Raw genomic sequence first — 26,905 nt, 5'->3', positions numbered from 1 at the left:
GAACCAGTCCTCGTCGAGGAAGCGGCCCGTCATCCGTCCCACGACGGTGAGATAGGCGTGCGCCAGCTTCTCCTCTGCGCCTGCCGATAATTACATCCGCGCAGGTCATGACTCTGCAAGGGCTTCGCGTGGCATGCGCGAGTTCCGGTCACCAGGGAGGCGGAAGCGGGTACGGCAGGATGATCCGCTGTGCTCCTTCGCCTGGCCTGCCTCACCGTTACGAATGCCCTTCGCCGCGCTGCGGTTGCTCCCCATGAGCGATCGGGACAAGGACGTGGAGATTCTCGTGCTGCGTCACCAGATCGCCATCCTTGAACGCCAACTCGGCGCTGACAGCAAAGTGCGATTCGCGCCCGAGGGCGGGCCTTCCTTGCTGCTCTCCTGACCTCGCTGCCCCGCGAGGTTCTGCGCCGGTTGCGGCTTCTCGTCCGGCCGGACACTGTCCTGCGCTGGCACCGCGACCTGATGCGACGGCGTCACGCCCGTATCTGCCGGCCGAAGCGGCCCGGGCGCACCCACCGTCCGCTCCATCCGCGCCCTCATTCGGCGCCTGGTCCGGGAGAACCCGAGCTGGGGCTACCGGCGGATCCACGGTGAGCTCACCACGCTCGGCATCAAGGTCGCGCCGTCCACGGTATGGGAGATCCTCAAGCAGGAGAGCCTTGACCCGGCACCCGAACGGGCGTCCACCACGTGGGCCGACTTCCTGCGCTCGCAAGCCGATGCCCTGCTGGCCTGCGACTTCATCGAGACCGTCCCCGATCCGATCACGGATTCAGAGCGAATCATCGACCTGAAGGTACGCCGACGAGATCGGCTCGGCGGTGTCCTCCACGAGTACTCACATGCGGCTTGAACTGCACGGACGTAATTTTCGGCAGGCGCAGAGGTCGCGGGACGCCCGGGTGGCTTGACAGCCGCGGCGCAAGATTGCATGGTTAGTTACACATGTAGCTAACCAGTTGGGCGGCTAAGCCAGCGATGGACCACGACCGACCGATCTTCCTTCAGATCGCCGAGCTGATCGAGAACTCGATCATCGACGGGTCGCTGGTGGAGGAGGCCCAGGTCCCGTCCACCAACGAGCTTGCCGCCTTTCACCGGATCAACCCGGCCACCGCGGCCAAGGGCGTCAACCAGCTCGTGTCGGAGGGAACGCTCTACAAGCGACGCGGCATCGGCATGTTCGTCGCCAGTGGCGCCCGGGCCAGGCTGCGCGAGCGGCGACGGGAACGGTTCACCGAACAGTACGTGGAACCCCTGCTCGCCGAGGCCCGCAAGCTCGGCATCGGCCACGACGAGCTGATGAAGATGATCGATTCATTCGGTGCGGTTGTCGGGAGGGACCTGGGATGACGGCGGTAGTAACCGCACACGGGGTGACCAAGCGCTTTGGTGACGTCACGGCGCTCGACGACGTGAGCTTCGCGCTGGCCGAGCACACGATCTACGGCCTGCTCGGGCGCAACGGCGCGGGCAAGACCACCCTGATGCAGATCCTCACCGGGCAGGCGTTCGCGTCGTCGGGGAACGTGTCGGTCTTCGACGCGCCACCGGTGGAGAACCCGGCCGTCCTGTCGAAGGTCTGTTTCGTCCGGGAGAGCCAGCGCTACCCCCACGTCTACACCGTGCGCCACGTCTTTCACACCGCACGCCGGCTGTTTGCGAACTGGGACGACACGTTCGCGCACGGCCTCGCCGCGGACTTCCAGTTACCGGCCGGGCGGCTGGTTCGCAGGCTCTCGCGGGGCATGCTGTCGGCCCTCGGCGTGACCGTCGGGCTGGCCGCGCGGGCGCCCCTGACGTTCTTCGACGAGCCGTACCTCGGGCTCGACCCGGCCGCCCGGCAGCTTTTTTACGACCGTCTGCTCGCCGACTACGCCGGGCATCCCCGCACCGTGGTGCTGTCCACCCACCTCATCGACGAGGTGAGCGATCTGGTCGAGCGGGTGCTGCTCATCGACCGTGGCCGGCTGCTGCTCGATGAGGACGCCGACGACCTGCGCGGGCGGGCGGTGGCGGCCACCGGGCGGGCGGAGGCCGTGGACGGGTTCGCCGCCGGACGCACCGAGTTGCACCGCGAGCGGTTGAGCGGCCTGGTCCGGTCGACCATCCTCGATGGGCTCGGACCGCACGCGAAGGCGCTCGCGCAGGCGCTGAACGTCGAGCTGGAGCCGCTGTCGCTGCAGCAACTCGTGGTCCGCCTGACCGTACCGCCGACGACAACGGCGCCGGCGGACCGGGAGACCGCCCGATGAACCGCATCCGTCAGGTGGCCCGTCTCCAGATGCCGGCCTGGCCGCAGATCCTGGGCTGGACGTGGAGCATGGTGGCCGTCGCGTTCGGCATCAACCTGTTGAGCGTCATGGCGAACTACGACCCGGGCGACGGCGTGACGACCACCGGCGGCCTGGTCCCCCTGTGCGGCATCGCGATCGCGATGGCCGCCGTCTCGGTCACCCAGATCTTCCCCTACGCGCTGGGCATGAGCGTGACCCGCCGGGAGTTCTACCTGGCCTGGTCGCTGCTCGCGGTCGTCCAGTCGGTGCTCTACGCGCTGGTGCTCTGCCTGCTGCGCGCTTTGGAACAGGCCACCGGCTACTGGGGGATGAGGATGCGCTTCTTCGACCTGCCGTTCATGGATGACGCCAACCCGATGCTGCTCCTGCTCGGGTACGCGGTACCCATGCTGGTCGTGACCCACCTCGGGATCCTGTTCGGCACGTTGTACCTGCGCTGGGGCACCACCGGCGTCCTCGCCAGCCTCACCCTGGCGTTCACAGCGCTCGGGCTGGCCGCCGCGCTGATCACGTGGACCCGGCAATGGCATGCGATCGGCCGCTGGTTGCTCGACCAGTCCCCCACGGCGCTGCTCGCCGGCTGGCCGATCCTGGTGGCCGCCGCGTTCGCGGTCGGCGGGTACAGGCTCATCCGCCGTGCCACGGCGTAGGCGCGGCCAGCACTCGGCCGCTCCGGACACCGGACAACGCGAACACCAACATCCGCCGTGATGAGCCGCCAGATTGTCAGCCCTGTCCGCCCCCGTCCTTGGGAGAGATGCAATGACGAACAACAACACGCCCCCGCCCGCCCCAGGTCTCGGGATCTGGGCAAATCTCGGGATCTGGATCGCATTTGGCGCTGCCTTCGGCGTCGTCGTCGGCGTCGTCGTCGGGGGCTTTTTCGACAACCTCGCCTACGGTGTCGCGCTAGGTTCGTCCATCGGTCCGGGCCTGGGCATAACCGCCTGGGCCGTCTTCATCGCGCCGCGAAGGAATGCCCGCCGCGACTCCTGAACCGTCGAACCCGAGTATCGGCTACGGGTCATAGGCGCCACCGGGAAGTCCAGGAAGCAACGCAACGGCGCTGGCGATGGTGGCCGCGTCAGATGATCGCGCCCCGGCGGGCCGAGATCTGGTGGCGGTTGAGTTGGATCAGCAGCCGGCGCGGAGCGCGCCACCACCATGGCGATGTGGTATCGGTACAGCTTGGTCGAACCGACGCCAGGCCGAGCGGTGTTCCATACTCGGCCCACACTCAGCGTCATCGACGCAGCCGGCGGTCCAGGCGCTCCCGGCGTCGCGGCTGCCGTCAAAGCACTCGCCGACCGGATCGTCGACTGGGCGGATGGCTACGCCGCACCTTGATGTCGTCGCGGCGCTTCTCCGACACGGCGCCGACCCAGACCTCCAAAGCGACCCTCACGAGATACCCCGAGAGCTGGCCGAGCGACTGGGTTGAACGCCGGTGTTCAACGATGCCCGCGCGGACAACGACGCCTCGACTTTCGATCATCGCCATCAGTGACCTCGACTTGGCGAACCTTATCCGCTCAAGCCAACGCTCGGGGACCCAGCGTTCGGGGACCCAGCGCTGCACTGGCTCCGATCGTAAATATGACAAGTTGATTGAGCGAGAACACGCTCGGCGCACTTAACCGACCAGTTCAAACACTGCGTGTGACGGTTGTTGGACGAGCAGGTACTGTTGCTTCGCGCGTGCCGACTCAGCGGGCGTCGACGAGTTCACCCAGGCGGGGCAGCCGGTCCCGGACCCTTTTCCGAGCTACGGAGATCAACTCGCGGGCTGCGCTGCTTTCGCAGGTCATCGGCGTTCTCCGGGAATGATCGGCATACCTGGAGACACAGGCGCCGCTGGTACCTCGGAAGGTGATTGTCGGAGAGGCGTCCGAAACGGGCGGTCTCCCTTCGGTCTCCCATCTCGAGGCCCGCCGGACGAAAGACACGCCGGCAGCTGACAACTCCCAGGTCGAACGCAGTTTTAGAGAGTAGGGCGGGTGGGACTTGAACCCACGACCCACGGATTATGAGAATCCTCGGTAAATATCACTCCGGGTCATCAAGTGTTGTTTTGTATCGCTGTGGTCGGGATCGTCCACGCCGACGTGTCGGCCAGTGTTATCCCGTACCGGGTTGTAGGGCGTACACGCGAGCAACCACCGAGCAACCATGCGTTCTTGACCATCGGCATTATGTGCAATTTGTCCTAATTCGGCGCTGCTGTGTAGAGCCGAACTTGCGGGATGGGTTCGCGCTTCACGGAAGATTGAACGCGCAGGAGCAACCGCCGAGCAATCATCTGCGAGCGATTTGCACCCGTTGCTCGCCACTCGGCAACCTGTGATGCTCAGGTGTTGCCACCATCCGGGCGGGGGCGGTGGCCGCCACACCGGCGCGGGCTGGGTCAGCGCGTCCAGGTCCAGCGGCGGGACGTCCAGGGTACGGCCGAGCGCGTCGAGGCGGGTGCGCGGGGCGCGGAGCAGTGAGGAGCGCAGCAGCGTTTCCAACTCCTCGACGTGGGACTCGATCTGACGGGTGCGCTCGATCGCCTCGGTGTCTCGTGCGGCGGCTTCGCCCTGCAAGCGCTGCTGTTCCTGCGCCTTGCGTTCGCGTTCCCGTTCCGGGCCTGCTCGACGGCGCGTTCCTGCCTGCGCCGCTCGGTCTCCAGCCCCGGTATGACGTCGGCGCACTTCACCTGCCGAGCGTGCCGAACCTCCAATTCACGCCACTCGAACGTAACCGGCCGATCAGCGCCGACAATGCACCGTAACCAGAAGGTGCACACGCAGTCAGGACACAAGCTGCCAATGAGCAACCTCGGACCCGCCCGATTCAATGCACCCTTCGACATCGTGACGCGAGCGCGAGGGATCAATGTGGGGTCTAGCAGGTGAAAGAACCCGGCTCAGGACAAGCTCGACGTCCGTGACTGAGTAGCCCGCCCTTGGTGCCATTTCACTCTTTCTTTAAGTGATCTTTACTGATAACTTCCTGTCCGAAATGCCGCCTTTGGCAGCCCGTACACCTTGGTGCGGGCTCCTCGGCATGCCTCAGAGGAGCAACAGTAAGTGACACCAGACACGGGGAAGCAAGGCTTATCCCTCACAGCCGCACACACGCGACGCCGAGGTTTCCTCGGCCGCGCCGCGGTCATCGGCATCGCCACAACTATGCTGATCAGCCTAGCCGCCGTACCCTCCTGGGCGCAGGAGCCCACCCCGCCGCCCACACAGTCACCAGCGCAAACCGAAACCCCGCAGCCCTCCGGCACCAGCTCAGGGGACAAGGTCCTCGATGCCGCCAAGAGCAAGGCGGCCAAGTCCGGCAAACGGGTGGAGATCCCGGAACGCAACACCGAGACCACCACGCTGTACGCCAACCCCGACGGCAAAACGCTCCGGCTGGAACTCAGCACCCAGCCAGTTCGCGTCAGGAGCGCTGACGGCAAGGGCTTCACCCCGATCGACACCACCCTGGTGGAAGAGTCCGGAGCCATCAAGCCCAAGGCGATAGCCGGAAGCCTTGCTCTGTCCGCCGGCCAGGACAAGACTCTGCTGAAAAGCCAGGAGGCCAACGCCACAGCGAAGATCACCACGCCGTCAGCGTTGGCGAAGCCCACCCTGAAGGGCAACACCGCCACCTACGCGGACGCCTACGGCAAGGGCCGCGACCTGCTGGTGGCCGCGAACCCGACCGGCTTCCAGCAGAGAATCATCATCCGTGAACGGCCCACCGGCCCCATCTCGTTCCGAGTCCCGGTGGACCTGCCCACGGGAGTGTCGTTCAAGAAGAACACCGCGGGCCGACCCACGATCGTCGGCAAAGACGGCAAGACGCTCACCGAGGTGCGGCCCACCCTGATGCAGGATGCCAAGGCCGCCGACGCCAACGCCCCACTCGACGCGGGCAAGACCGGCAAGGCCTCCGTCGCACTCGCCGATGACGACAAGACGCTGGTGTTCACGCCGGACGCCGCGTTCCTGGCCGACCCGGCAACGACGTACCCGGTGACGGTGACCGCCGCCGCGTCTGACTGGTGGGAAAGCCACACCGGCAAGTGGGCTGACGGCGGCATGGACACCTGGATCAACGACGTTGACGCTCAGGACAGCTGGTACCAGCTGGGTCAGACCCAGATCGTGGCCGGCAAGTCCTATGCCAGCGGCGTCGCTAAGCGCTGGCGCGGGTACCTCCAGTTCCCGGAAATCCCCGACACGTTCGCGGGCAGCAGGGTGGAGAACGCCGACCTGCACCTGTGGAACTACCAATCCAACGACTGCGGGCAGTACGAAGGCTCCGGTATCACGGCACGGCGGATCACCTCGGACTGGGATGAGGTGGACCTGAAGTGGTATGAGCAGCCTTCGGTCACGAGCTTGGGCGCAGAAACCGAGTACGGCGCCTACAGCGAAGACTGCACCGGCGTCGCTGGAAACCTGATCCACTCGCTCGACGAGATCGTCCAGGCGTGGATCGACGGCTCCACCAACTACGGCATCCAGCTCACCTCCGGTGACGAGTCAGAGGTGAGGAACTGGCGGCGCTACACCTCCGAAGACGCCGGCGGTTGCACTAGCGCACCGCTGGAAGACTGTAAGTTCGAGCTCCACCCGCCCATCCTCACGGTGGACGTCGAACTTCCAGCGCCGCCTCTGCTGGACGACGTCTTCATGTTCACCGACACACAGTTGACGACCATGCCGGAGTATGAGGAAGCTTTGGCTATGTCGGGCTATGTGCCTGAGGAGCCTGAGCCGGTCATCGTCACCGAGGAGCTGGCCAACAAAATCGCTGGGCAGCGTGACGGCGAAGTTCACACGGCCGGAACGGACGACCTTCCCCCTGTAGAGGTCGACCCCGGAGACGACACCGAAGGCACCACCCCAAGGGTGACAGGTGTCGAACCTGCTGACGGCGCCAAGGACGTACCGTTGGACGCGCCGATCAAGGTGACGTTCTCCGAGGCGGTCGCCGATGCCAAAATGATGATCAAGGACGCTGGCGGCACAGAGGCCGTGGGGACATCGGTCTATGACGACACCCGCACGGTGCTGACCTTCACCCCTGCACAGGCATTGAAGCCGGGCACCACGTACACCGCTGAGGTGTCCGAAGCCGGCAACTCGTGGGAAATTCCCATCAACCCGTATGCGTGGTCTTTCACCACACTCCTCCAGTCGGCGGGCCACTGGACCTTCGACGAAGGAGACGGCCGGACGGCTGCGGACTCTTCGGGCAATGATCACGATGCGACGCTGAACGACACGGCGACGTGGATCGCCGGCAAGAGCGGGAACGCGATCTCCAACGCGCCGTCGCAGGCGCGGATCGCGGCCTCCCAGGCGGCGGCTCGGCAGGGCAAGGCCGTCGAGGTCGCCGACGAGACGACCGCGACCAGCATCACCCATGCCCAGCCTGACGGGAAGACATTCAAGACCGAGGTCACCCCCGGTCCGGTGCGGACCCGGCGGGGCAACGGATGGGTGCCGATCGACACCACCCTGGTGGAGCAAGGCGGGAAGCTGGCGCCGAAGGCCATTGCGGCAGGCGCCGTGGTGGAGATTTCCGCAGGCGGTACGGATCCGTTCGTGAAGATGGCTGCGGACGGGAAGTCGTACGCGTTGCGCTGGCCGACACCGTTGCCCAAGCCGACCGTCAAGGGCAGTACGGCCACCTACACCGACGCCGCGGGTGCCGGGGCCGACCTGGTGGTGACGGCGTTGCCGGCCGGGTTCCGGCATGAGGTGGTGCTGCGCCAGCGGCCGTCCCAGCCGGTGGAGCTGCGGATCGGCGTCGAGGACGAGGGCCTGACCCTGACCGAGGGCAAGGGCGGCCGGCTGCTGCTGAAGGGCAAGGACAAAAAGCTAGTCGCCTCGGTGACACGGCCGTTCGTCGAGGAAGGCACCGCCAAGGACAAGCTCCCGGCGACCAAGCGCGGAGAGGCCGACAGCGAGGTGGTCTCCAAGGGCGGCCGCACGGTGCTGGTGGTCAAGCCGGACCAGGCGTTCCTGGCCGATGCCGGCACCGCCTTCCCGGTGCGGGTGGCCGCGGCGGTCACGCTGCCGCTCAGCGCCGACGTCGATGTCAGCACCAATGACTCGGACGTCTCGCCCGCGTACCCGGACAACCAGTACATGCTGGCCGGCACCGTATCGGGCGGCACCAAGGCCCGGGTGCATCTGAAGTTCGATACCGCAGGTCTGCAGGGCAGCACGGTGACCGACGCCACGCTGTCGATGAACACCATCGACAGCCACAACTGCGGCGCCGCCCTCGCCCGGGGCATCCAGGTCGCCCGCCTGACCGCAGGCTGGGACCCGGACAACCTGTACTGGGCCAACAAGCCCGCCTTCACCACCGAGGACGCCTCCACCAACTTCAAGGGCGTCAACTCCGACTGCGCCGTCTACCCGGACAGCATGGACTGGAACGTCACCGGCATCGCCCAGGACTGGGCCGCCGGCGCCGCCAACCACGGCCTGGTGCTCAAGTCACCCGGCGAGACGGACGTCGACAACTACCGGGTATTCACCTCCTCGGAAGACACCGACTTCGCCCAGCCGCCGACGCTGACCGTCACCACCAGCGGACCGGCCTCGCAACCGGCCGTCTCCGCCCCGGCCATCACCCCGGCACAGACCGTGGACGGCGTCACCGTGACCGGCTCGCTCACCCCGCAACTCGCCGCCACCGTCACCGACACCGCCGGCGGCAACCTCACCGGCGCGTTCGAGGTCGAGCACGACCCGGCCGCCACCGGTCAGGGCAGCGGCCAAATTTGGACCGGCGCCTCACCGGCGGTCACCTCCGGGAGCCATGCCACAGTTGCCGTGCCCGCCGGGAAGCTGACCGACGGCTGGAAGATCCGCTGGCGAGCCCGCGCGGTCTCATCATCCACCGCCTCGGCATGGTCGGACTGGCAGACCGCCACCGTGGACGTGCCCAACCCCACGGTGAGCGCCCTCCAGGTCACCCCCTCCCAGGTGGTGGACGGCGTCACGGCGGTCACGAGCCTGACCCCGACCTTGCGCGCCACGGTCACCGACCCGGCCGCACAACCGGTACGGGCCGAGTTCGAGGTCGAGCACGACCCCGCTGCGACCGGTCAGGGCACCGGCCAGATCTGGGCCGGTGCCGTCGACAATGTCGCCTCCGGCGCCCAAACCTCGGCGACCGTTCCGGACGGGAAGTTGAGCGACGGGTGGAAGGTACGCTGGCGCGTTCGGGCGATCAACACGGCCACCACGGTCGGCTCGCCCTGGTCCGGCTGGCAGGCCCTCAGCGTCGACGTACCGGACCCGGTCTCGGAACCGGCCGTCGATGCACTCCAGGTCACCCCGTCGGAGCTGGTGGACGGCACCACCGTCACCTCCACGCTCACCCCGTCGCTGCTGGCGCAGGTGATCGACCCGGCCGGGAAGCCGCTGCGGGCCGAGGCCGAGATCGAGCACGACCCTGCCGTCACCGGTCAGGGCAGCGGTCAGATCTGGGCCGGGAGCGCCGACGGCGTGCCCGCCGGAACCCAGGCGAGCATCGCTGTTCCGGCGAACACGCTCACCGACGGATGGAAGGTGCGTTGGCGGGCCCGCGCGGTCTCCGCCACCGCCTCCTCCCCCTGGTCGGACTGGCAGTCCTTCACCATCAACCTGCCCAAACCCACCGCGACCGGCCTGACCATCACCCCGTCGAAGGTGGTGGACGGCGTCACGGTGACCACCAGGCTCACCCCCACGCTGCAGGCCACCGTCACCCACCCGGACGGCCGGCCTTTGCGGGCCGAGGCCGAAGTCGAGCACGACCCTGCGGGGCAGGGCACCGGCCAGATCTGGGCGGGCGCTGTGGACGACATCGCCTCGGGCACCCAGGCGAGCCTCATCGTCCCCGAGGGGAAGCTGACCGACGGGCGGAAGGTGCGCTGGCGCCTGCGCGCGGTCGCCGGTGACGCGTCCTCGGCCTGGTCGGACTGGCAGCAGGTCACCGTCGACGTCATCCAGCCCGGAGAGGAGCCCCTGGCGCAGACAACCCAATCGGTGATCCGCACCGACCAGAGCTTCACCGCCGCCGCCTGGCTGCGGTGGAGCGACAAGGACGGCGACTACACCGTCCTCGAGCAGAAGGGCAGCCACCAAGCCCCATTCCGCCTCGGCATCACCGCGGATCACGGGTTGGTGTTCACCTTCACCAGCGCCGACGCCGCCGATGCAACCGTCGAGGGTGTGCTGTCCGGCGTCGAACCGCCGATCAACGAATGGTTCCACCTGGCCGGCGCGTACGACGCAGCCGCGAAGACCGCGTCGCTGTATCTCAACGGCACCTTGGTCAGGTCCACGCCGATCAGTTTCTCCGCGTGGAATTCCGACACCCCAATGTCACTAGGCGCCGGCATGCTGGGCGATCTCGACGATGTCCAGGTCTACCAGCGGCCCTTGACCGCCGATGATATAGCGGCTCTCATCGCAGGCACGATCCAGCGGACTGCCCAGAAGACGAACTCTTCGAGTCAGCCCCCGCAGGATGCGTCTCGCACCTCGACCACCGCCACGGAATTCGATTACGACCATCTTAATCTGGAGAACTGTCTCCAGACCCCCAAGCATCCGACCATTGATTATGCCCGCATCCAAGAACGTCCGTTCACTTCCTGCTGGACGAGCTGGGTCAGCATGGGAACGTACGAAGCGGCAGAGAATGGGGACGGCCCGGACGGAAAGCGATGGGTCAAGGCCAGCAATAAGGTCGGCGTGAGCAGAAGCGGCGGCAGAGCCGGCATGACCGCCTCCATTCTGGAGTCGGTCTTGGGAGAACCCCTGCCCAATGACATCATCTTTCAGTTCCGTGCGACCTGGGTGCTCAACAGCTACGTGGGGAACAAGGCGGGCACGGAGGTGGCCAACGCAGAAGGCAGCGGTCTGAGGCCGCAGAACATGAAGCTCTTCGTGCGGCTGACCGACTTCGCCTTGTACTGGAACGGCAGGAGATACCCTCTCGACGAGGAGAGCGCCGAGGACATCCAGCGGCTCCCGCTGACATTGGACGTGCAGACCGAATCGGACAACCTGACGCCTTGCCGGAGCACCACTGGAAGCACCACCAAGACGATCAGGGAATGGGAGACGACTAGTAGCACCATGTTCCTGCTGGAAAGCAACCCAATCGAGGGAGGGGCTGGCTCGATTTGCACGATCAAGCCGATGCTCACCCGCTTCCACAACAATCGCGCGGATCTTCCCCTGTGGAGTTATGAGATAGTAGGAGCGGAGGGGAAGCGGCTCGGCGTAGCCCGGCATGGCTACGCTCGGCTGCCAGGGGACGTCAGTACTCTCGCCGCCCCCTACTACCGGTGTGATCGGGAGAAGGTGATCAATCACACCGGCGGATGTGTCAACGACCGGGCGCACCGGGTCTTCGAGATGTCAGAGACCAAGAACCCTGACTTCGCCGAAGTCACCAGGCATATCAAGGCTGCCCTGGACCCGAACATCAACAAGTACACATCCCCTCCGCTTCGGCCAGGACACGACTGGTCGAAGCCGGAATACCCGCCCTCGAAGACTTGGGACGGACGCGAGCAGCCGAAGACGATCCCTGGAAACTGGAACGTCGCCTCCAGTCCGCCGCTGCACAAGCGCCCGGAAGGCACCTCCAGCTTCAACCGGAATTTCTTCTCCAACCTGGAAATGAATATGGATGTCGGATCGGCCAATCCAATGAAATGGAGTAAGACACCGGCAACCAATTACTGCAAGTACTACTTCAGGGACCAATATCCGAAGGCTGAAAACAGCGAAGGGATGCCGTGGGCCGGCGGCAGGACGCGGGACGACAGATTGGAGTGCGACGAGTATCCCTTCGCCTCGACCTACCAAGGGGCAGCCGGCAGCGGAAGAGGAAACGGCCACTACTCCATCAGGGCCGTCAACGGCGGACATAATGAACGCCATGGAAACGCGCTGAAGGCGTTCTATGACAAATATCATGTCGCCACCCATCACGCCTTCTGGGTGAGCGTCGTGCCGTAGTCGTCGTCGCCGTCGGTGAATTAAAGCAGGGGTGCCGGTCAGGCACGACCGGCACCCCTGCTTTCCACAGATAAACCAACAAGAGGCCAGTGATGCAGAAACCCTATAGCGCCCTTCCTGAGGAAAGTCAGTGGGATCTACTGACCGAACACGGTCTGGAATCCTGGTTTAGCTGCCAATGGGTGGACACAGAAGACGGCAACGAGATCGCCCGGCGGCTGGGTGTCGACCCCCAGAACGGCACCGTGTGTGACTTCCAAACAGCGATGCAATCCTACGAGACCAGCCCGGAGAAACTGATCGTCTGGGTGGGGGAGCACTCGGCCGGCTGGTCCGCTATCCTCACCATCAGCGGCGTAACGGTGCCGCCGAATTTGATAGAGGCGCTGAGCGCCGACGGACAACGCGTACTCGAAGCCTATTTCATGGAAGAGGCCGATCCCGGCAAGCTGCTGTACAATCATGACAGCGAATACATTGGGGAGATATTTCCTCCTTCCTCCCCTGGGGGATGGATGGAGGTTCCTGAATTCGAGGCGCACGCGAGCGGACTGGAGCTCATCGGCGAAATCAGCGAAGCTGAAACCTTCGACCGCTTTCTGTGCATGGCAGGACGGATCACCGGCCGGTTCATCGACCGGGCCTGGTTCGCATCAACGCGAACCCTGTACCACGTTCCATGAACGCGTGAATGAGTTTCCCGAACGTCAAGCGGCGCCGGCGGTCCTGCCGGCACGAGCAAGTCCTACGGTTCATCCGCGGCATCAGAGGCCTGCACGGTGGCGATGCCGATGACGGTGGCGGTGGCGATCTGCGCAGGACCGCCACCCTCGCGTGTCGCCCTGACCGTCGCCGCGAGCACGCTGGCCCACGCCACTCCCGCGTCGGTGGCCTGTGGGGTGCGGAAACTCAGCTGGCGAGGTTGACTTGGTGGTTCGCGGCTTGAGCACGATGAGGTCTCGGGCATCCTGCTGACGGTGTCGTGGTCCTTGCTCTACCTCGTCCTCGGGCGTGTCTTTCAGCTTCTGGTCCTGCTGGGCCGCGGTGATCGGGCCAAGACGGCTGAGATCGTGGTGCTTCGCCATCAGGTCGCCGTATTGCGCCGTCAGGTTAACCGGTCCGATCTCCAGCCGGCGGATCGGGTCGTGCTCGCGGCGCTGTCGCGGCTGCTTCCCCGCTCGTCGCTGGATGTCTTCTTCGTAACCCCCGCGACGTTGTTGCGCTGGCACCGCGCCCTGGTGACGCGCCGGTGGACCTACCCACCCAAACGCCCAGGTCGTCCCTCCACACGCGCGGACATCCGGGAGGCAATGTTGCGCCTGGCCCGGGAGAATCCCACGTGGGGTTACCAGCGCATCAGCGGCGAACTAGCCGGCATCGGCCTTCGGGTACCGCCCAGCACCGTGCGCGACATCCTTAAAAGAGCCGGGCTCAGTCCGGCTCCACGCCGCACCGGACCGAGCTGGAGTCAGTTCCTCAAAGCGCAGGCCGAGGGCATCTGGGCGTGCGATCTGTTCCACATCGACACCGTGTATCTGAAGCGGCTCTACGTTCTGTTCTTCATCGAGCGCGCCACCCGCGTGATTCACATCGCGGGCGTCACGGCGCATCCGACCGGAACCTGGGTCGCTCAACAGGCCCGCAACCTGGTCATGAACCTGGGAGAGCAGGCCGAGAGCATAAGATTCGTCATTCGCGACCGCGACGCCAAATTCACCGCAGTCTTCGACGAGGTGTTCACCTCACTCAGCGCTGGCGTCATCAAAACACCGGTTCGCGCCCCGCAGGCCAACGCGATCGCCGAACGCTGGGTCGGCACCGTGCGAAGGGAATGCACCGATCGGCTGCTGATCTACGGTGAAATCCATCTCCGCCGAGTCCTGCAGGCATACCAGCGGCATTACAACCGGCACCGTCCTCATCGCGCACGAGACCGTCGGCCGCCTCAACCACCACATGACCCGGCTCCACCAAGCGATCTCGATCAGGTCCGCCTGCAACGCCGACAGGTACTCGACGGCCTGATCAACCAGTACCGGCGGGCCGCATAGACGGGGCGGATAACCGCAGACCGAGGCCGCATCCGGGTTTTCGCACCCCACAGGCCGGTCCGTCAGGGCCGAGCTGCAGAAGCCAGCCCAGCGCGATCAGCCGGCGGAAGTCGTGCACCCGCCCGACTTCGCCTGCGGCCAGGTCGATGCGGGCTGCGCCGCCTGGTGGACGACGGTGTCTCAGTCACCGAAGCCGCCCGTACCCTCAAAATCGGTCGTTCCACTGCCTGCATCGCACTCGCGCGACACTGATCAGCGGGTGCCCCATCCCGCATCCCGCACCGCAGCGGGCCGCTGGGCTCCTGACCGTGTCGGCCTGCCGGTAAGGATTGCGCCACACGGCCCAAACGAACGGCATTGCCGCAGGTCACGGCGTGCAGGCACGACAAGTGAATGTGGGTTCTGGGCGTATGTGGTTCTGCCTCTTGCGTTCAATTTCGGCCTGATAGTCCCAGGAGGAGACCTGTTCGACGGACACAACATGATCGTTCGCCAGACAATCGGAGCCATACCGAACGAGAATCCCTACAGGGGGGCCAGACCAAGTACGGGAGAAAGGGACAGTGGCCCATTCCGCGCTGACGAAACTGCTGGTCAGTGGGTACGGCGGCGGGGTGCCAGGACCTCGGTGACCTTGGCGATGGCCTCAGCACCGGGTTTGACGTAGCGCATGGCGGTGCGGGGTTCTTGTGGCGGGTCTTGCCCATGATGAGCTGCAGCGGGACTTCGGCGTCGCCGAGGTGGGTGGCGGCCGAGCAGGGATTCCAGGGCGAGGAACGGGATGGACAGGGCGGCCATGCCCAGGGCCAGCCCGAGCGCGGTGAGCCAGTAGGTGTCGTGCAGGGGACCGAATCCATACTGCAGGACGGCGGCTCCGGCGACCAGGGCGAACAGGATGACGCCGGTCAGGCGGCGGCGCAGGTTGGCGTGGCCGGGGAACAGGCGTAGCAGGATGATGGCGGGCATGATGCCGCCGAAGATCAGGGGCAGTCCGCTGGCGGTGAATCCGGCGCCGCGGGGGTCGTCAGCGGGGGAGGGCATCACGTCGGTGACGGTGGCCTCGCTCTGCTGCTGGGCGGCCATGGCGGTGCCCAAGGCGGTGATCGGCGCTGGCCTCGTGCCGTACGTCGACCACTGATCGGAGACGTGCGTGTCCGTGGACAGCACCGTGCCAACCTGGGCACCGCCGCGATCACCGGTGACCCGCAAACCCGTGGCAGGGACCTCCCCAGCGTTCAGCGCGCCAGCAGCAGCACCCTCAACCAGCTTCGAGCGGCCGTGGGGCGCAACATCGCGCACCTCGTCAGCGGGAAGATCCTCGACACCGGCTGGCGCGGACGCCTGGCCGACTTGCGGAGGGACTACACACGGTCACCAGCGGTGCTGGTCGGCGGCGCTGGCATCTGCGGCACCGAATCGATCTGCGACTCGGCGTGGCCTGGTACGCCGGCCGCCGGGTGGTCGCGCTGTCGTGGCCGGGGACGACGGCAGTGATACACCAGGGCCGGAGGCAGATTCGCCCACACAGTCCGCCCCAGGACGACTTCCTCGAACCGATCCGCCAAGGACCGGCGAAACCGGCGAGCCGGGATGAACCGGCGAGCATGGACATAGGCGAAGGTCGTGAAGGCACCTTGTGGTGATAAGGCGTCCACGACGGCGTCGAGCAGTTCACGTTGTCGTTCATGCCGAAACGACGCCCATGGCAGGCCGCTGACGATGGCATCAGCCTGACCGAGGCCGCGCTCGGCGAGGATGGCGGAGAGGTCACGGGCATCCGCCGTGACCGCTTCGAGGCCGGCGAAGCGTTCGGCCAGCAGGGCGGTGAAACGCTCATTGACGTCGAGGGCGAGATGCCGCCCCCGCCCGTCGAGTCGCTCTTGAATCGTCCGGCTGAACGCACCGGTGCCGGGGCCGAGTTCCACGACGACCGGCTGCCCCAGCGACGGAATCGGTGATGTCACTTGCCGGGCGAGAGCTTCGCCGCTCGGTATCACTGATGCGACAACGGTTGGCGCCTTGACGAATTCACGGATGAACGGAATGAGGGTGTTGTCCACGAAGCTTCTTTCTCACCGGCGAAACGGGCGGATTCGATGTGTCGGGTCATCGGTCATTGCAGGGTCGCCGGGCGGCGGGTCGGCGATGAGTGTGTTCGCCGCATCGCCCTGGTCCGGGGCGAACGCGGGGATGTACACCACTGCCGTCGCGGCGTCGTGGGTGCCGGCCCCGGAGAGGACGACTGCGCCGTAGGCGTGCCCGACAGCGCGGAGGGACCGTTCTGGGCGTTGAGGACCGTTGGGTGGCCCGATGTCGCCGGCGGGCGAGTACGTGGTGTGCTGCACGATGCCGACACCGAAGCCGTCGGCGGTCGGCAGGTCGTAGATGCTCTGCCGGCCGGATCCCGTCGACAAACCCGCCGTGCACGAGTACGACGTTGGTCACGGGCGGACTCGCAGGAAATCCCTTGGAGTTCGGATGTTGTTCCGGACAGGTGTGAGGGTGGGACTTCCACCGCTGACCGGCTGCCTGGAGGGATGCCGGTCGGCGGTGGAAGTGCCAGCGGAGCTGATCCGAGCGTCTCGTTTGGCTGCGTCCGCCTGAGAGTGGGCTGCCAGGCGCCTTCTTAGCGGTGGATGGCCTTGGCCTCGAGGAACTCCTCCAGCCCGAAACGGCCCAGTTCCCGGCCGTTGCCGCTCTGCTTGTAGCCGCCGAACGGCGCGGTCAGGTTGAACTCCCCGCCGTTGACCATGACCTGGCCGGTGCGCATGCGCTTGGCCACGGCCAGGGCGTGGTCCGGCTCGCCGAACACGCTGCCGGACAGGCCGTAGATGGAGTTGTTGGCGATGGCGACGGCCTCGTCCTCGTCGGCGTAGGGGATCACCGAGAGCACCGGGCCGAAGATTTCCTCCTGGGCGATGACGGCGTCCGGCGCGACGTTGGCGAAGATCGTCGGGCGGACGTAGGCGCCCCCTTCGAGGCCCTCGGCCGGGCCGGAGCCGCCGAACGCGACCGTGGCCCCGTCGGCGATGCCGCGCTCGATGTAGCCCGACACCCTGCCCTGCTGGGCGGCCGAGGACATCGGGCCGATCCGGGTGGCCGGGTCGGTCGGGTCGCCCACGCCGTAGGAACCGGCGGCGGCCACCGCGAGCTCGACGATCTCGTCGTGCCGGCTCGCGGGCACCAGCATCCGCGTCCACGCGGCGCAGGTCTGGCCGCCGTTCATCCAGGCGTACTCGAGGCCGAGGTTGACGGCGTTGTGCAGGTCGGCGTCGTCGAGGATGATGTTGGCCGACTTGCCGCCCAGCTCCAGCGCCACCCGTTTCACGGTGCCGGCCGCACTGATCGACACCCGCTTGCCGGCGCCGGTGGATCCGGTGAACGACACCATGTCGATGCCCGGGTGGCCGGAGATCGCTTCGCCGACCACCGACCCGGCGCCGTACACGACGTTGAAGACGCCCGCCGGGATCCCCGCGGCCGCGGTCAGCTCGGCGAACAGGGCGGCGGTGAGCGGGGTGAGCACGCTGGGCTTGAGCACCACCGTGCATCCGGCGAGCAATGCCGGCGCGACCTTCGCGACGGTCTGATACAGGGGGGCGTTCCACGGCGTGATCGCGCCGACGACGCCGATCGGCTCGCGCACGACCAGCGCGTTGCCCAGTTCCTCCTCCCAGGCGTAGCCGTCGGCCAGCGCGGCGAAGCTGCTCGCCACCTGGTAGGGCAGCCCGGCCTGCACGATCTTGGCGTAGGAGATCGGCGAACCCATCTCTGAGGTGACGGTGGCGGCGAAGTCGTCGATGGCGCCCTTGATGCCGTCGGCGATCCGGGCGATCGCGGCGGCCCGCTCGCTGACCGGCACCGCCGACCACGCCGGGAAGGCGCGCTGCGCGGCCGCGACGGCCCGGTCGACGTCGGCCGCCGTACCCGCCGGCATGTCGGCGATCACGGTGGCGGTGGCCGGGTTCACGACCTCGATGCGCTCGCACCCGTCGCCGGCGGCTTCGGCGCCGTCGATCCAATGCTGGACTGCTCGCTGCTCGCTCATGCGGCGATCTCCTCGCTGTGGAACGGGCCGTAGGTCTCGGCGGTGTCTGTGTGGGGCAGGAGGAGGTCGAGCGCGGGATGGATGGTGCGGATGGTTGCGGTGTCGTCCAGGCCGCCGCCGGAGGTGCGGGGGTCGGCCATGGCTATGGCGCTCAGGCCGATCGGGGAACCCCGCAGGCTCCCCAGCATGACGTGTTGCATTGGAGAAACTTGTTCCTTGTCGAGTGTCGAAGGAAGGTGCATCAGAGGTAGGTGGCGCGGGCCGGTGTTCGCGGCATGCATGCCGTCCTCGACCTCGCCGACGCCCAGCCGACATCGGATTCGCCACATCCCGGCAGGCGCCGCTCAACGGGGTAATCACAGGAGCCCCTTGCGGGATGTGGGCCGGGCCTCCCCCCTTTCGCATAAAGGCGAGGAGGCTGTGGTCCGCGAGTTTCCTCTACCGGTGAGGACTGTTGGAGGGTGATCAGGGAGGTCGGGTGTGCGCTACACGACCTTGGGCTGGTCGACCATGGTGCCGGCGTTGCTGTAGAACAGCCGGTTCTCGACGATCTTGCCGTCCTTGATGGTGAATTGCTCGATGAAGTGGGTCAGCTCTCCGGTCTTGACGTCCGGGATGCCGACGCACGCCGCGACGCGGTCGCCGTCGGCGATGGTGTAGTGCACCGTGATCGCGGCAAGGTCGAGGTAGTTCGGCAGGATCTGGGCGAGGCCGAAGAATCCTTCCTTACCGTGATAGATCTTCCCGAAGGGCAGAAACAGCGGCTCGTTGATCTGGACGTCGTCGGACAGAAAGGAGACGACGCCCTCGACGTCGCCGCGTTTCCCCGCTTCGAACATGGCTTCGACGATCGCGCGGTTCTGCTCGGTCAGTGATGTTGCTTCGGGCATGGGGTTTCTCCTTTGAGACGAAGGCTCTCGTGCGTCGAGAACCCTGTTGGGGGCCGGTGTTCGGGCCGGTGTTCGGGTTAGTTGCGGCACGCTCGTCGATGCTGGTTTCAGCGGTCGATCGTGGACTCGTTGAAGTCGTCGTGACGGGCGCCGGTGGCCGGTGTGAGGGTGTCGAGCCGCTGCAACTGGTCGGCGGTCAGGACGACGCCGTCGGCGGCGGTGTTCTCCTGGACGCGAGTGACCCGCCGGCTGCCGGGGATCGGGGCGATGTCCTGGCCCTGGGCCACCAGCCAGGCCAGCGCGATCTGTGCCGGGGTGGCATCGACCTCGGAGGCGATGGTGCGTACTTCCTCCACGAGCTGCAGGTTCTGGTAGAAGGCCGCGCCGATGAAGCGCGGATTGGTCTTGCGCCAGTCGCCGTCGGGGATCTCCTCCGGCGTGCGGATCTGGCCGGTCAGGAACCCGTGCCCGAGTGGCGAATAGGGGACGAGGCCGATGCCCAGCTCGCGTAGCAGGGGCAGCAGCTCGGCCTCGACGTCGCGGGTCCACAGGGAGTACTCGGTCTGCAACGCGGCAATCGGGTGCACGGCGTGAGCGCGGCGGATCGTGTCCGGCGAGGCCTCCGACAGGCCGATGTGCAGGACCTTGCCTTCGGCCACCAGCTCGGCCACCGCGCCGATGGTCTCCTCGATCGGGGTGTTCCGGTCGACCCGGTGCTGGTAGTAGAGGTCGATCCGGTCGGTGCGCAGGCGCTTCAGGGAGCCCTCGACGGCGGTGCGGATGTTGGCCGGACTGCTGTCGAACAGTCCGGTTCCATCCCCGGTGTGGGACAGGATGCCGAACTTCGTGGCGAGGACGGCCTGGTCGCGCCGACCCTCCAGCGCCTGACCGACGATCTCCTCGCTGTGGTACGGGCCGTAGCTTTCAGCGGTGTCGATGTGGGTGACGCCGAGGCCGAGTGCGCTATGGATGGCGCGGATGGACTCGGCGTCGTCCAGGCCGCCGCCTGACAGGAGAGTGCCGGCCATGGACATGGTGCCCAGACCGATCCGGGAAACCCGCAGCTTCCCTAGCATCGCGTGCTGCATCGCAGAACTCATTTCTCGTCGAAGGTGTCGAAGGACGGTGCATCAGAGGTAAGCGGCGGGGGCCGGCGTCCGCGGCACCCGGGGCGTCGATCTCGATCTCGCTGACACCAGACAACATCCGGTTCACCACATCCCGACAGGCACTGCGAAAAGGGGTACTCACAGAGACCCCTTCCGGGACGCGGGCCGGGCGTAGCCTCGATCTCATGGATGAGAAGGAGGCGGCGCGGGCGGCGGTCCGCGAGTTCCTCACCACCCGCCGTGCCCGGGTCACCCCAACCGAGGCCGGCCTTCCTCCGCAGGGCACCCGCCGTCGGGTCAAGGGCCTGCGCCGGGAGGAGGTCGCGTTGCTCGCCGGGGTCAGCCCGGAGTATTACGTGCGGCTCGAACGCGGCCAGGCGACCGGGCCCTCCGCCGGAGTCGTCGATGCCGTCGCCGACGTCCTGCGTCTGGACGATGACGAACGCGCTCACCTCGGCCGGCTGCTCGCCGCTCTGACCCCCGCGGTCCGCAAGCGGAGCCGCGGCGCGGCGAAGGACCTGGTCACCCCCGGAATCCGGGTGCTGCTGGACTCGATGGACCACCTGCCCGCAGTGGTCTTCAACGGCCGGTTCGACATCCTCGCGGTCAACACACTGGGGCGCGCGCTCCTCGCACCCGTGTACGACATGCCCGGACGGACGAACAGCGCCCGCTTCCTGTTCCTCGACGAGCCCAGGGCCCGCGACCTGTTCCCGGAATGGGATCGGATCACGGCCGACACCGTGGCGATGCTGCGCATCGAGGCCGGCCGCCACCCCGACGACCCCGACCTGACCGAGCTGATCGGACAACTCGCGACCCGCAGCACAGAATTCCGGACGCGCTGGGCGACCAACGACGTGCGAATCCACCGAACCGGCACGAAGACTTTCCGGCACCCACTCATCGGCGAGATCACACTGCCCTACGAGACCCTCAGCATCGACGCCGTCTCCAACCAGATACTCACCGTCTACACCCCTCAGCCCGGCACTCCCGAAGCCGACGCGATCCGCCTCTTGGCCAGCTGGAACGCCGACAACCAACGCAGCAGCAACCCGGCAGCAGGAACACGCGGCCGAAACCTCGAGGGCTAACGTGATCCTCAACCTGCGTCCGGTCGGAATCGGCCCCCGCCCGACCGTGGGACAGCCCTTGACGGATCCTTCCTCTTGCCTGGGGAAGAAGATCAAGAACGCGCGGAGCACGGTTTCGACGGGCTGCAAGGGTGGTTGACGGCGAGACCCGCCGTCGGTGGCGTCGCCGGTGATGAGAACGAGTTCTGCGAGCGCATTCGCGTCCCGAAGAGCCCGGCAGCCGATGTTTGATCGTGCGCTGGGGGCGGCTCGTTTCTGAGGAGGCCATGCCGGGCCCAGCGCTACAGCAGCGTCCGTGATCACGTCGCCTCCGCCGGCCGACCGGCGCCAGAGGTGCAGGCGTTGACGGCCGCTGTGAACGCGCCGGGTTGTTCGAGGTGGCCGAGGTGGCCGCTGTCTTGCAGAAGGAGGAACTGGGCGTGGGCGATGCCTTCGTGCAGCAGCCGTCCCCAGCCAGGACCGCAGATGAAGTCGTGGGCGCCGCTGATGATCAAAGTGGGTGTGGTGATCTGGCCCAGACGGTCGCGGACGTCGAAGGGGGGTTGCTCCGCGCGCAGCGGGTCGGCCCAGGCGCGCAGGGAAGCCCGGAGAGGGGCCAGGTCGCCTTCGCGGGCCCAGTAGTCGGCGAAGTAGGCGGGCAGGACAGCACGTAGCGCCTGGGTGCAGGATTCGTTGTCGGTGGCGGCGAGAGCGTGGCGGAACAGGCGCGGGATGGTGGCGGCCTCGGGCTGGTCGGGGTGGCGTTGCGGGAGGCGGTCGAGGGTGGCGAGCGCCTGGTCCCAGAACTCCTGGCCGGTGCAGGGCGAGGTGTCGTAGAGGATCAGGCCCGCCAGGGCGGCGGGGTGGGTCAGCGCGTACTGCTGGGCGACGAAGCCGCCGTGGGAGTGGCCGAGCAGGAACACGCTCGGCACGTTCAGGTGTTCGATGACGCCGTGCAGGAAGTGGGCGTAGGTGTCGATGCGGTAGTCCTGCGGCCGGGGCAGGTGTCCCGAGCCGCCGGTTCCGATCGGCTCCAGGTAGAGCAGGGTCAGATGCTGCTCCAGTTCGGGCATTCGCAGGTACTCCCAGCCGAGCCCGGGGCCTCCGGGGTGGACGAGGCAGAGCGGGCCGGAACCGGTGACGTGGTAGCGCTGCAGTACTCCCTGGATGCTCACCGTGTGGGTGCCGGGTAGCAGCGGGCCGGAGGAGAGGCTCACGAACGTACTCCTGACATGGGCCGTGCTGCCCCGGGGGTTCCCAGGGGCAGCACTCAGGTGGTCGCGCCGCGGCTGCAGTGGCCGCGCGGGTTGCCGATCGGCGTGGCCGGGCCGGTTCAGCCGACGGTGCGGGCCGCGTCCTGGATGATGCGGGTGACCAGGCTCGGCTGGCTGATCATCGGCACGTGCGAGGCAGGCACTTCGTAGATGCGCGACTTGGCCCGCTTGTACATGTAGCGCTCCAGGGCCGGAGGGATGGCTTTGTCCTCCGTGGCCACCAGCGCCCATGACGGGACGGTGCGCCAGGCGGCGCCGGTGGTCTTGTCGGTGAAGGAGGAGGCGCTGAACGGCCGCTGCCCGGCCTGCATGAGGCGGGTGGTGGAGACAGGCAAGTCGGCGGCGAAGGCGCTGCGGAACTTGTCCGGCCTGAGGTACAGGTCGGTGCCGGTGCTGCCGTCCGGGTTGGGGAAGGCCACCTCCCGGACGGCGCCGGGGATCTGGGTGCCGGGGTACTTGTTGATCAGGACGCCGAGCTGTTCACCCTCGTCGGGGACGAACGCGGCGATGTAGACCAGCGCCTTGACGTTGGGGACGTCGACGGCCGCGTTGGTGATCACGGCGCCGCCGTAGGAGTGGCCGACCAGGACGATCGGCCCCTCGATCGACTTCAGCACGCTGGCGATGTACGGCGCGTCGGTGGGCAGGCCGCGCAGCGGGTTGGCCGGCGCGATGACCGGATAGCCCCTCTCCTGGAGCCTGCTGATCACGCCGTTCCAGTTGGAGGCGTCGGCGAATCCGCCGTGAACCAGGACGATCGTGGGCTTGGCCGGGCTGTTGGAGGGTGCCGCGGATGCGGCAGGGACCGCGAGGAGCGCGGCGGCCAGGCTGCTGGCAGCGGCGGCGAACACGAGGCGGCGCGGCAGTGGGGTGGAGCGGTTCAACGGTGTCTCCAGAGAGCTGGTGCGAGAGATGACGGGGCAATGCATGGGGAGGACGGCCTGGGCGGCACGCCGCCCAGGCAGGAGAAGATCGTCCGGCGCCCAGTCGGCGGCCGGGGCAGTGACTCGGTGTGAGCGCGCAGGCAGCCCGGCCGTCAGGCGGCGGCCTGGCGGATGAGATCGGCGACCGCGGCAGGCTGGGACACGTAGACGGCGTGGCTGCCGACGACCTCGACGACGGACGCCTCGGCGCGCTGGGCCATGATCCGCTGAGCCGGCGGCGGGATCATGCGATCCTCGGTGGCCACCAGGTACCAGCTCGGCTTGTGCCGCCAGGCCGGCTCGGTGACCGTCCCACCGAGGGCGTCCACCCCCCAGGGAACCTGGGAGTCGGCCATGAACGCGGCGGTCTGCGCGGGCAGGTCGGCGGCGAACGAGCCGTGGAACCTGTCGCGGTCCAGGAACAGGAAGCCCTCACGCGGAGGCAGGATCGGCGGCACGGGCGCCCCGGGCGGCGGGTCGGCAATGAGTGTACTGACCGACTCACCCTTGTCAGGGGCGAAGGCGGCGATGTAGGCCAGCGCTGCGACGTTGGGGTGCGTGCCGGCTTCGCTGATGACGACCCCGCCGTAGGAGTGGCCGACGAGGACGGCCGGTCCGTCGAGGCTGTCGAGGACCTGGCGGGTCGCGGCGACGTCCCCCTCCAGCGACAGCGTCGGGTTCTGCACGATCCGGACGCCGAAGCCGTCCCTGGACAGTTCGTCGTAGACGCCCTGCCAGCCGGATCCGTCCACGAAGCCGCCGTGCACGAGCACGATGTTCCTGATGGTGGTCATGATCGCTCCTGACCTGGAGGGACTGGCCCGATGCCTGTCCTGTGCCCTTCATCCAAGTGGCGCCCGAGGGAAGAGACCATGCGGAACAGGAGGCAGAAGTAGTGCGGAACCGTCAGGGCGCGGCGCTCGCCAGCTTGCGGCAGCGCTCGGCCGCCTCGATGTCGCCGATGGCCTGGTACACCTCGGCCGCCCGCGCATAGGCGTGACGGCTCTCGCCGGTCCGGCCCTCCTCGTCCAGCAAGGCCGCCAGCGTCTGCAGGGAAGCGGCCTGCGGGACGGGCAACTGACCCTCTTCCATCAGGGAGATCGCCTCGGTGAGCTTAGCGATCGCCTCGGAGCGATGGCCGAGCAGCGCCAGACACTCGGCGATGCGGGCAAGCGCAATCGGCCGGATGAACGCCGCGGCGCTCGACGTCACCCCCGACCGCTCGTCGTTCACCAGGGCCCACAGGCCGAGATACTGCTCCAAGGCCTCACTGTGACGTCCGGCATCGCGCAGGCAACTGCCGAGGGAGCCGAGACTCTGACCGTAGGTATCGATGTCGCCGACGGCCTTGAACAGCTCCGCCGCCCGGGTCTCCGCGGCGATGGCCTCATCCAGCCGTCCGAGCCTGCGAAGCGCGCCCGCCGCATTGTGGTGCGCCGAAGCGATCTGCGCCGTGGCGCCAGTACGGGTGGCCAGCTCCAGCGCCTGGGCCGTGTATCGCAGGGTGGTCTCCGGGTCGTCTCGCGGCACCAGATGGGCCCAGGCCAGCAGGTTCAGCTGCCTGGCCTGGCGGGCCTGATCATCCAGGGCGGCGGCGGCCTCGGCGCCGAGGGTGAAGACCTCGTGCCAGTGCGGCGCGTGCATCCACCGGTCGGAGAACCAGTCCATCGACTCGGCGCAGTCGAGAACGTCGGCATGTCGGCCGCCGCCCGCCGCTGCCCGCAACGCGCCCAGCCAGTTGTCCACGTTCACGCGCAGCCAGTGGCCGGCCTCCTCCGAAGAGGACAGATCGGCCTCGGGCGGGTCGGGACGGCCGTATGCGGGGTCGAACCACCGCCCGGCGACGGTGGCCATGCGTAGCAGCCACGACGCCACCGTCACGGTGAGCGCGTCGCGCTCGGACGGGGGCTCCTCCGCGTGCAGCCGGTCGCGGGCGAACAGCCGGACCAGGTCGTGGAAGCGGTAGCGTGCCGACGCGCTGTCCTGCAGCAGACCGAGGTCGACGAGTTCGTCGAGGGCTTCCCACACCCCCTCTATCGAGGTTGCGCCCGCCACTGCCGCGAGAGTGGCGTCGAAGTCTCGGCCGGGCACCAGGGCGAGCCTGCGGAAGACCCGCCGCGTCGAGGCGGCCAACTGCTCGTAGGACATGGCGAACGCGGTGGCCACCTTGAGGTCGCCGGCTCTGAGCTGGTCGAGGCGCCGTTCTTCGTCCGCCAGCCGGTCGGCGAACTCCGCGGCACGCCAGCCGGGCCGGCTGACCAGCCGGTTGCCCACGATCCGCAAAGCCAGCGGCAGACCGCCGCAGAACTCGGCGAGCTCACCAACAGCCGATCCTTCGTCGGAAGATCCCCGTCTGGCCAGAATCCCGGTCAGCAGCTCCCCCGCTTCCGCCAGCGGCAACGGGCCCAGACTCAGCCGGTGTACACCCTGCAGTCCGGCCAGCAGCCGCCGGCTCGTCACGAGCGCGCGCGCGGCTTCGGCCGTCGGCGGGCAGCAGCGGCCGTATCTGCTCCTCCGACCCTGCGTTGTCGAGCACGAGCAGCACACGCCGCTCGCGCAGCAGGGACCGATGAACCGAGGCGCGCTCCAGAGTGTCGTGAGGCAGGTGCCGCTCCGTGGTGCCGAGCGCGCGCAGCAGTTGCATGAGGGCGTCGTCGGCCGTGAGCGGCCGAGGAGACATGCCGTACAGGTCGACGAAGAACACCCCGTCGGGGAAGCTCGGCCGCAGCACATGGGCGGTGTGTACGGCGAGCGTCGTCTTGCCCAGGCCGGCCGCGCCGGTGATGAGGGCCACGCCGGCGGCGCCCGGCGCGTCGCCGGCGTGCATGACGTCGTCGGCCCAGGCCAGCTCGGCGGCCCGGCCGGTGAAGTCGTCCACGGATCGGGGCAGCTCGCACAGGCCGGTCGGGCGCGTCCAATGATCTCTCAGCCGGCCGGAGCGCGCCAGGTCGATGAGCTGTTCGCGGTCGTCTTCGCGCAGCGCGAGCGCATCGGCCAGCGCGACGACGGTCCGGTGCTGAGGTCCGGTGCTGCGTCCGCGCTCCATGTCGGACAGGGCCCGGAGGCTGACTCCCGAGGTCCCGGCGAGTTGCTCAAGCGTCAGCTGCGCCGCGCGCCGGTGGCGGCGCAGCAGTTCCGCGAAGCCGGATGGGGTGGTGGACACGCGCTTCTCCGCGACCTGTCAGGGGTGGATCGAGGCCCGGGGGCCAGACTTG

Annotated in this window: 23 protein-coding genes; 9 read left to right on the top strand and 14 right to left on the bottom strand. The window is 67.5% G+C overall.

The window, feature by feature from the left end:
* Positions 1–253: 253 nt before the first annotated feature.
* The 5 genes from ACTWPW_RS42605 to ACTWPW_RS42585 all read left to right on the top strand — a co-directional run bounded on the left by ACTWPW_RS42605 (position 254) and on the right by ACTWPW_RS42585 (position 3,296).
* On the top strand, positions 254–385 hold the full coding sequence (locus tag ACTWPW_RS42605) for a hypothetical protein (protein WP_443172036.1): 132 nt from the start codon (positions 254–256) through the stop codon (positions 383–385).
* 596 nt (positions 386–981) lie between these two features.
* Positions 982–1,356: a GntR family transcriptional regulator gene (locus ACTWPW_RS42600; RefSeq protein ID WP_375118226.1), complete on the top strand. Its 375-nt coding sequence runs from the start codon at positions 982–984 to the stop codon at positions 1,354–1,356.
* The gene (locus ACTWPW_RS42595; RefSeq protein WP_443172035.1) at positions 1,353–2,258 is read left to right on the top strand and encodes an ABC transporter ATP-binding protein; all 906 of its coding nucleotides are present in this window, start codon (positions 1,353–1,355) and stop codon (positions 2,256–2,258) included. The genes ACTWPW_RS42600 and ACTWPW_RS42595 overlap by 4 nt, the downstream gene beginning before the upstream one ends.
* On the top strand, positions 2,255–2,950 hold the full coding sequence (locus ACTWPW_RS42590) for a hypothetical protein (protein WP_443172034.1): 696 nt from the start codon (positions 2,255–2,257) through the stop codon (positions 2,948–2,950). The genes ACTWPW_RS42595 and ACTWPW_RS42590 overlap by 4 nt, the downstream gene beginning before the upstream one ends.
* Before the next feature lie 112 nt (positions 2,951–3,062).
* Entirely contained in the window at positions 3,063–3,296 is a 234-nt protein-coding gene (locus tag ACTWPW_RS42585) for a hypothetical protein (RefSeq protein WP_443172033.1), read from the top strand.
* A 295-nt stretch (positions 3,297–3,591) separates the two neighbouring features.
* Here the strand turns inward: ACTWPW_RS42585 and ACTWPW_RS42580 are convergent, their stop codons facing one another.
* Together ACTWPW_RS42580 and ACTWPW_RS42575 are read right to left on the bottom strand one after the other, a co-directional pair.
* Positions 3,592–3,879, bottom strand: coding sequence for a hypothetical protein (locus ACTWPW_RS42580; RefSeq protein WP_443172032.1), 288 nt, complete (start codon positions 3,877–3,879; stop codon positions 3,592–3,594).
* A 445-nt stretch (positions 3,880–4,324) separates the two neighbouring features.
* A complete protein-coding gene (locus ACTWPW_RS42575) occupies positions 4,325–4,882 on the bottom strand; it encodes a hypothetical protein (protein ID WP_443172031.1) in 558 nt (185 codons plus the stop codon).
* A 588-nt stretch (positions 4,883–5,470) separates the two neighbouring features.
* Between ACTWPW_RS42575 and ACTWPW_RS42570 the strand changes: the two genes are divergently transcribed.
* From ACTWPW_RS42570 to ACTWPW_RS42560, 3 genes are all read left to right on the top strand, one after another.
* A complete protein-coding gene (locus ACTWPW_RS42570) occupies positions 5,471–12,319 on the top strand; it encodes a DNRLRE domain-containing protein (RefSeq protein ID WP_443172030.1) in 6,849 nt (2,282 codons plus the stop codon).
* 92 nt (positions 12,320–12,411) lie between these two features.
* Complete coding sequence (locus ACTWPW_RS42565; protein ID WP_375118220.1) at positions 12,412–13,002, top strand: hypothetical protein; 591 nt, start codon at positions 12,412–12,414, stop codon at positions 13,000–13,002.
* Between the two features lie 306 nt (positions 13,003–13,308).
* Entirely contained in the window at positions 13,309–14,370 is a 1,062-nt protein-coding gene (locus tag ACTWPW_RS42560) for an integrase core domain-containing protein (protein ID WP_443172029.1), read from the top strand.
* A gap of 594 nt (positions 14,371–14,964) precedes the next feature.
* On the opposite strand, the gene ACTWPW_RS42555 is transcribed toward ACTWPW_RS42560, so the two are convergent.
* The 7 genes from ACTWPW_RS42555 to ACTWPW_RS42525 all read right to left on the bottom strand — a co-directional run bounded on the left by ACTWPW_RS42555 (position 14,965) and on the right by ACTWPW_RS42525 (position 20,396).
* Positions 14,965–15,537 (bottom strand): hypothetical protein, encoded by a 573-nt coding sequence (locus ACTWPW_RS42555; RefSeq protein WP_375118218.1) that lies wholly within the window; start codon positions 15,535–15,537, stop codon positions 14,965–14,967.
* A gap of 194 nt (positions 15,538–15,731) precedes the next feature.
* Positions 15,732–16,430, bottom strand: coding sequence for a class I SAM-dependent methyltransferase (locus ACTWPW_RS42550; protein ID WP_375118217.1), 699 nt, complete (start codon positions 16,428–16,430; stop codon positions 15,732–15,734).
* 12 nt (positions 16,431–16,442) lie between these two features.
* On the bottom strand, positions 16,443–16,784 hold the full coding sequence (locus ACTWPW_RS42545; protein ID WP_375118216.1) for a hypothetical protein: 342 nt from the start codon (positions 16,782–16,784) through the stop codon (positions 16,443–16,445).
* A gap of 212 nt (positions 16,785–16,996) precedes the next feature.
* On the bottom strand, positions 16,997–18,418 hold the full coding sequence (locus ACTWPW_RS42540; RefSeq protein ID WP_443172028.1) for an aldehyde dehydrogenase family protein: 1,422 nt from the start codon (positions 18,416–18,418) through the stop codon (positions 16,997–16,999).
* Complete coding sequence (locus tag ACTWPW_RS42535) at positions 18,415–18,618, bottom strand: hypothetical protein (protein WP_375118215.1); 204 nt, start codon at positions 18,616–18,618, stop codon at positions 18,415–18,417. The genes ACTWPW_RS42540 and ACTWPW_RS42535 overlap by 4 nt, the downstream gene beginning before the upstream one ends.
* Before the next feature lie 285 nt (positions 18,619–18,903).
* Positions 18,904–19,308 carry a nuclear transport factor 2 family protein gene (locus ACTWPW_RS42530; protein ID WP_375118214.1) on the bottom strand — a complete coding sequence of 135 codons (405 nt, stop codon included), beginning with the start codon at positions 19,306–19,308 and terminating at the stop codon, positions 18,904–18,906.
* A 107-nt stretch (positions 19,309–19,415) separates the two neighbouring features.
* Complete coding sequence (locus ACTWPW_RS42525) at positions 19,416–20,396, bottom strand: aldo/keto reductase (protein WP_443172027.1); 981 nt, start codon at positions 20,394–20,396, stop codon at positions 19,416–19,418.
* Positions 20,397–20,602: 206 nt separating this feature from the next.
* Here ACTWPW_RS42525 and ACTWPW_RS42520 point away from each other — a divergent pair, with 206 nt between their 5' ends.
* The gene (locus tag ACTWPW_RS42520; RefSeq protein ID WP_443172026.1) at positions 20,603–21,514 is read left to right on the top strand and encodes a helix-turn-helix transcriptional regulator; all 912 of its coding nucleotides are present in this window, start codon (positions 20,603–20,605) and stop codon (positions 21,512–21,514) included.
* A gap of 299 nt (positions 21,515–21,813) precedes the next feature.
* Here ACTWPW_RS42520 and ACTWPW_RS42515 read toward each other — a convergent pair whose 3' ends face one another.
* The 5 genes from ACTWPW_RS42515 to ACTWPW_RS42495 all read right to left on the bottom strand — a co-directional run bounded on the left by ACTWPW_RS42515 (position 21,814) and on the right by ACTWPW_RS42495 (position 26,853).
* Positions 21,814–22,710 (bottom strand): alpha/beta fold hydrolase, encoded by an 897-nt coding sequence (locus tag ACTWPW_RS42515; RefSeq protein ID WP_375118211.1) that lies wholly within the window; start codon positions 22,708–22,710, stop codon positions 21,814–21,816.
* Between the two features lie 116 nt (positions 22,711–22,826).
* Entirely contained in the window at positions 22,827–23,651 is an 825-nt protein-coding gene (locus tag ACTWPW_RS42510) for an alpha/beta fold hydrolase (RefSeq protein WP_375118210.1), read from the bottom strand.
* A 152-nt stretch (positions 23,652–23,803) separates the two neighbouring features.
* The gene (locus tag ACTWPW_RS42505; RefSeq protein WP_375118209.1) at positions 23,804–24,484 is read right to left on the bottom strand and encodes an alpha/beta fold hydrolase; all 681 of its coding nucleotides are present in this window, start codon (positions 24,482–24,484) and stop codon (positions 23,804–23,806) included.
* A 112-nt stretch (positions 24,485–24,596) separates the two neighbouring features.
* Positions 24,597–26,090: a tetratricopeptide repeat protein gene (locus tag ACTWPW_RS42500; RefSeq protein ID WP_443172025.1), complete on the bottom strand. Its 1,494-nt coding sequence runs from the start codon at positions 26,088–26,090 to the stop codon at positions 24,597–24,599.
* The gene (locus tag ACTWPW_RS42495) at positions 26,008–26,853 is read right to left on the bottom strand and encodes a helix-turn-helix domain-containing protein (protein WP_443172024.1); all 846 of its coding nucleotides are present in this window, start codon (positions 26,851–26,853) and stop codon (positions 26,008–26,010) included. The genes ACTWPW_RS42500 and ACTWPW_RS42495 overlap by 83 nt, the downstream gene beginning before the upstream one ends.
* Positions 26,854–26,905 lie beyond the last annotated feature (52 nt).

The organism is Nonomuraea sp. KM90, assembly GCF_052246675.1.
Taxonomy (GTDB): domain Bacteria; phylum Actinomycetota; class Actinomycetes; order Streptosporangiales; family Streptosporangiaceae; genus Nonomuraea.
This window is presented reverse-complemented; position numbering and strand designations above follow the sequence as displayed.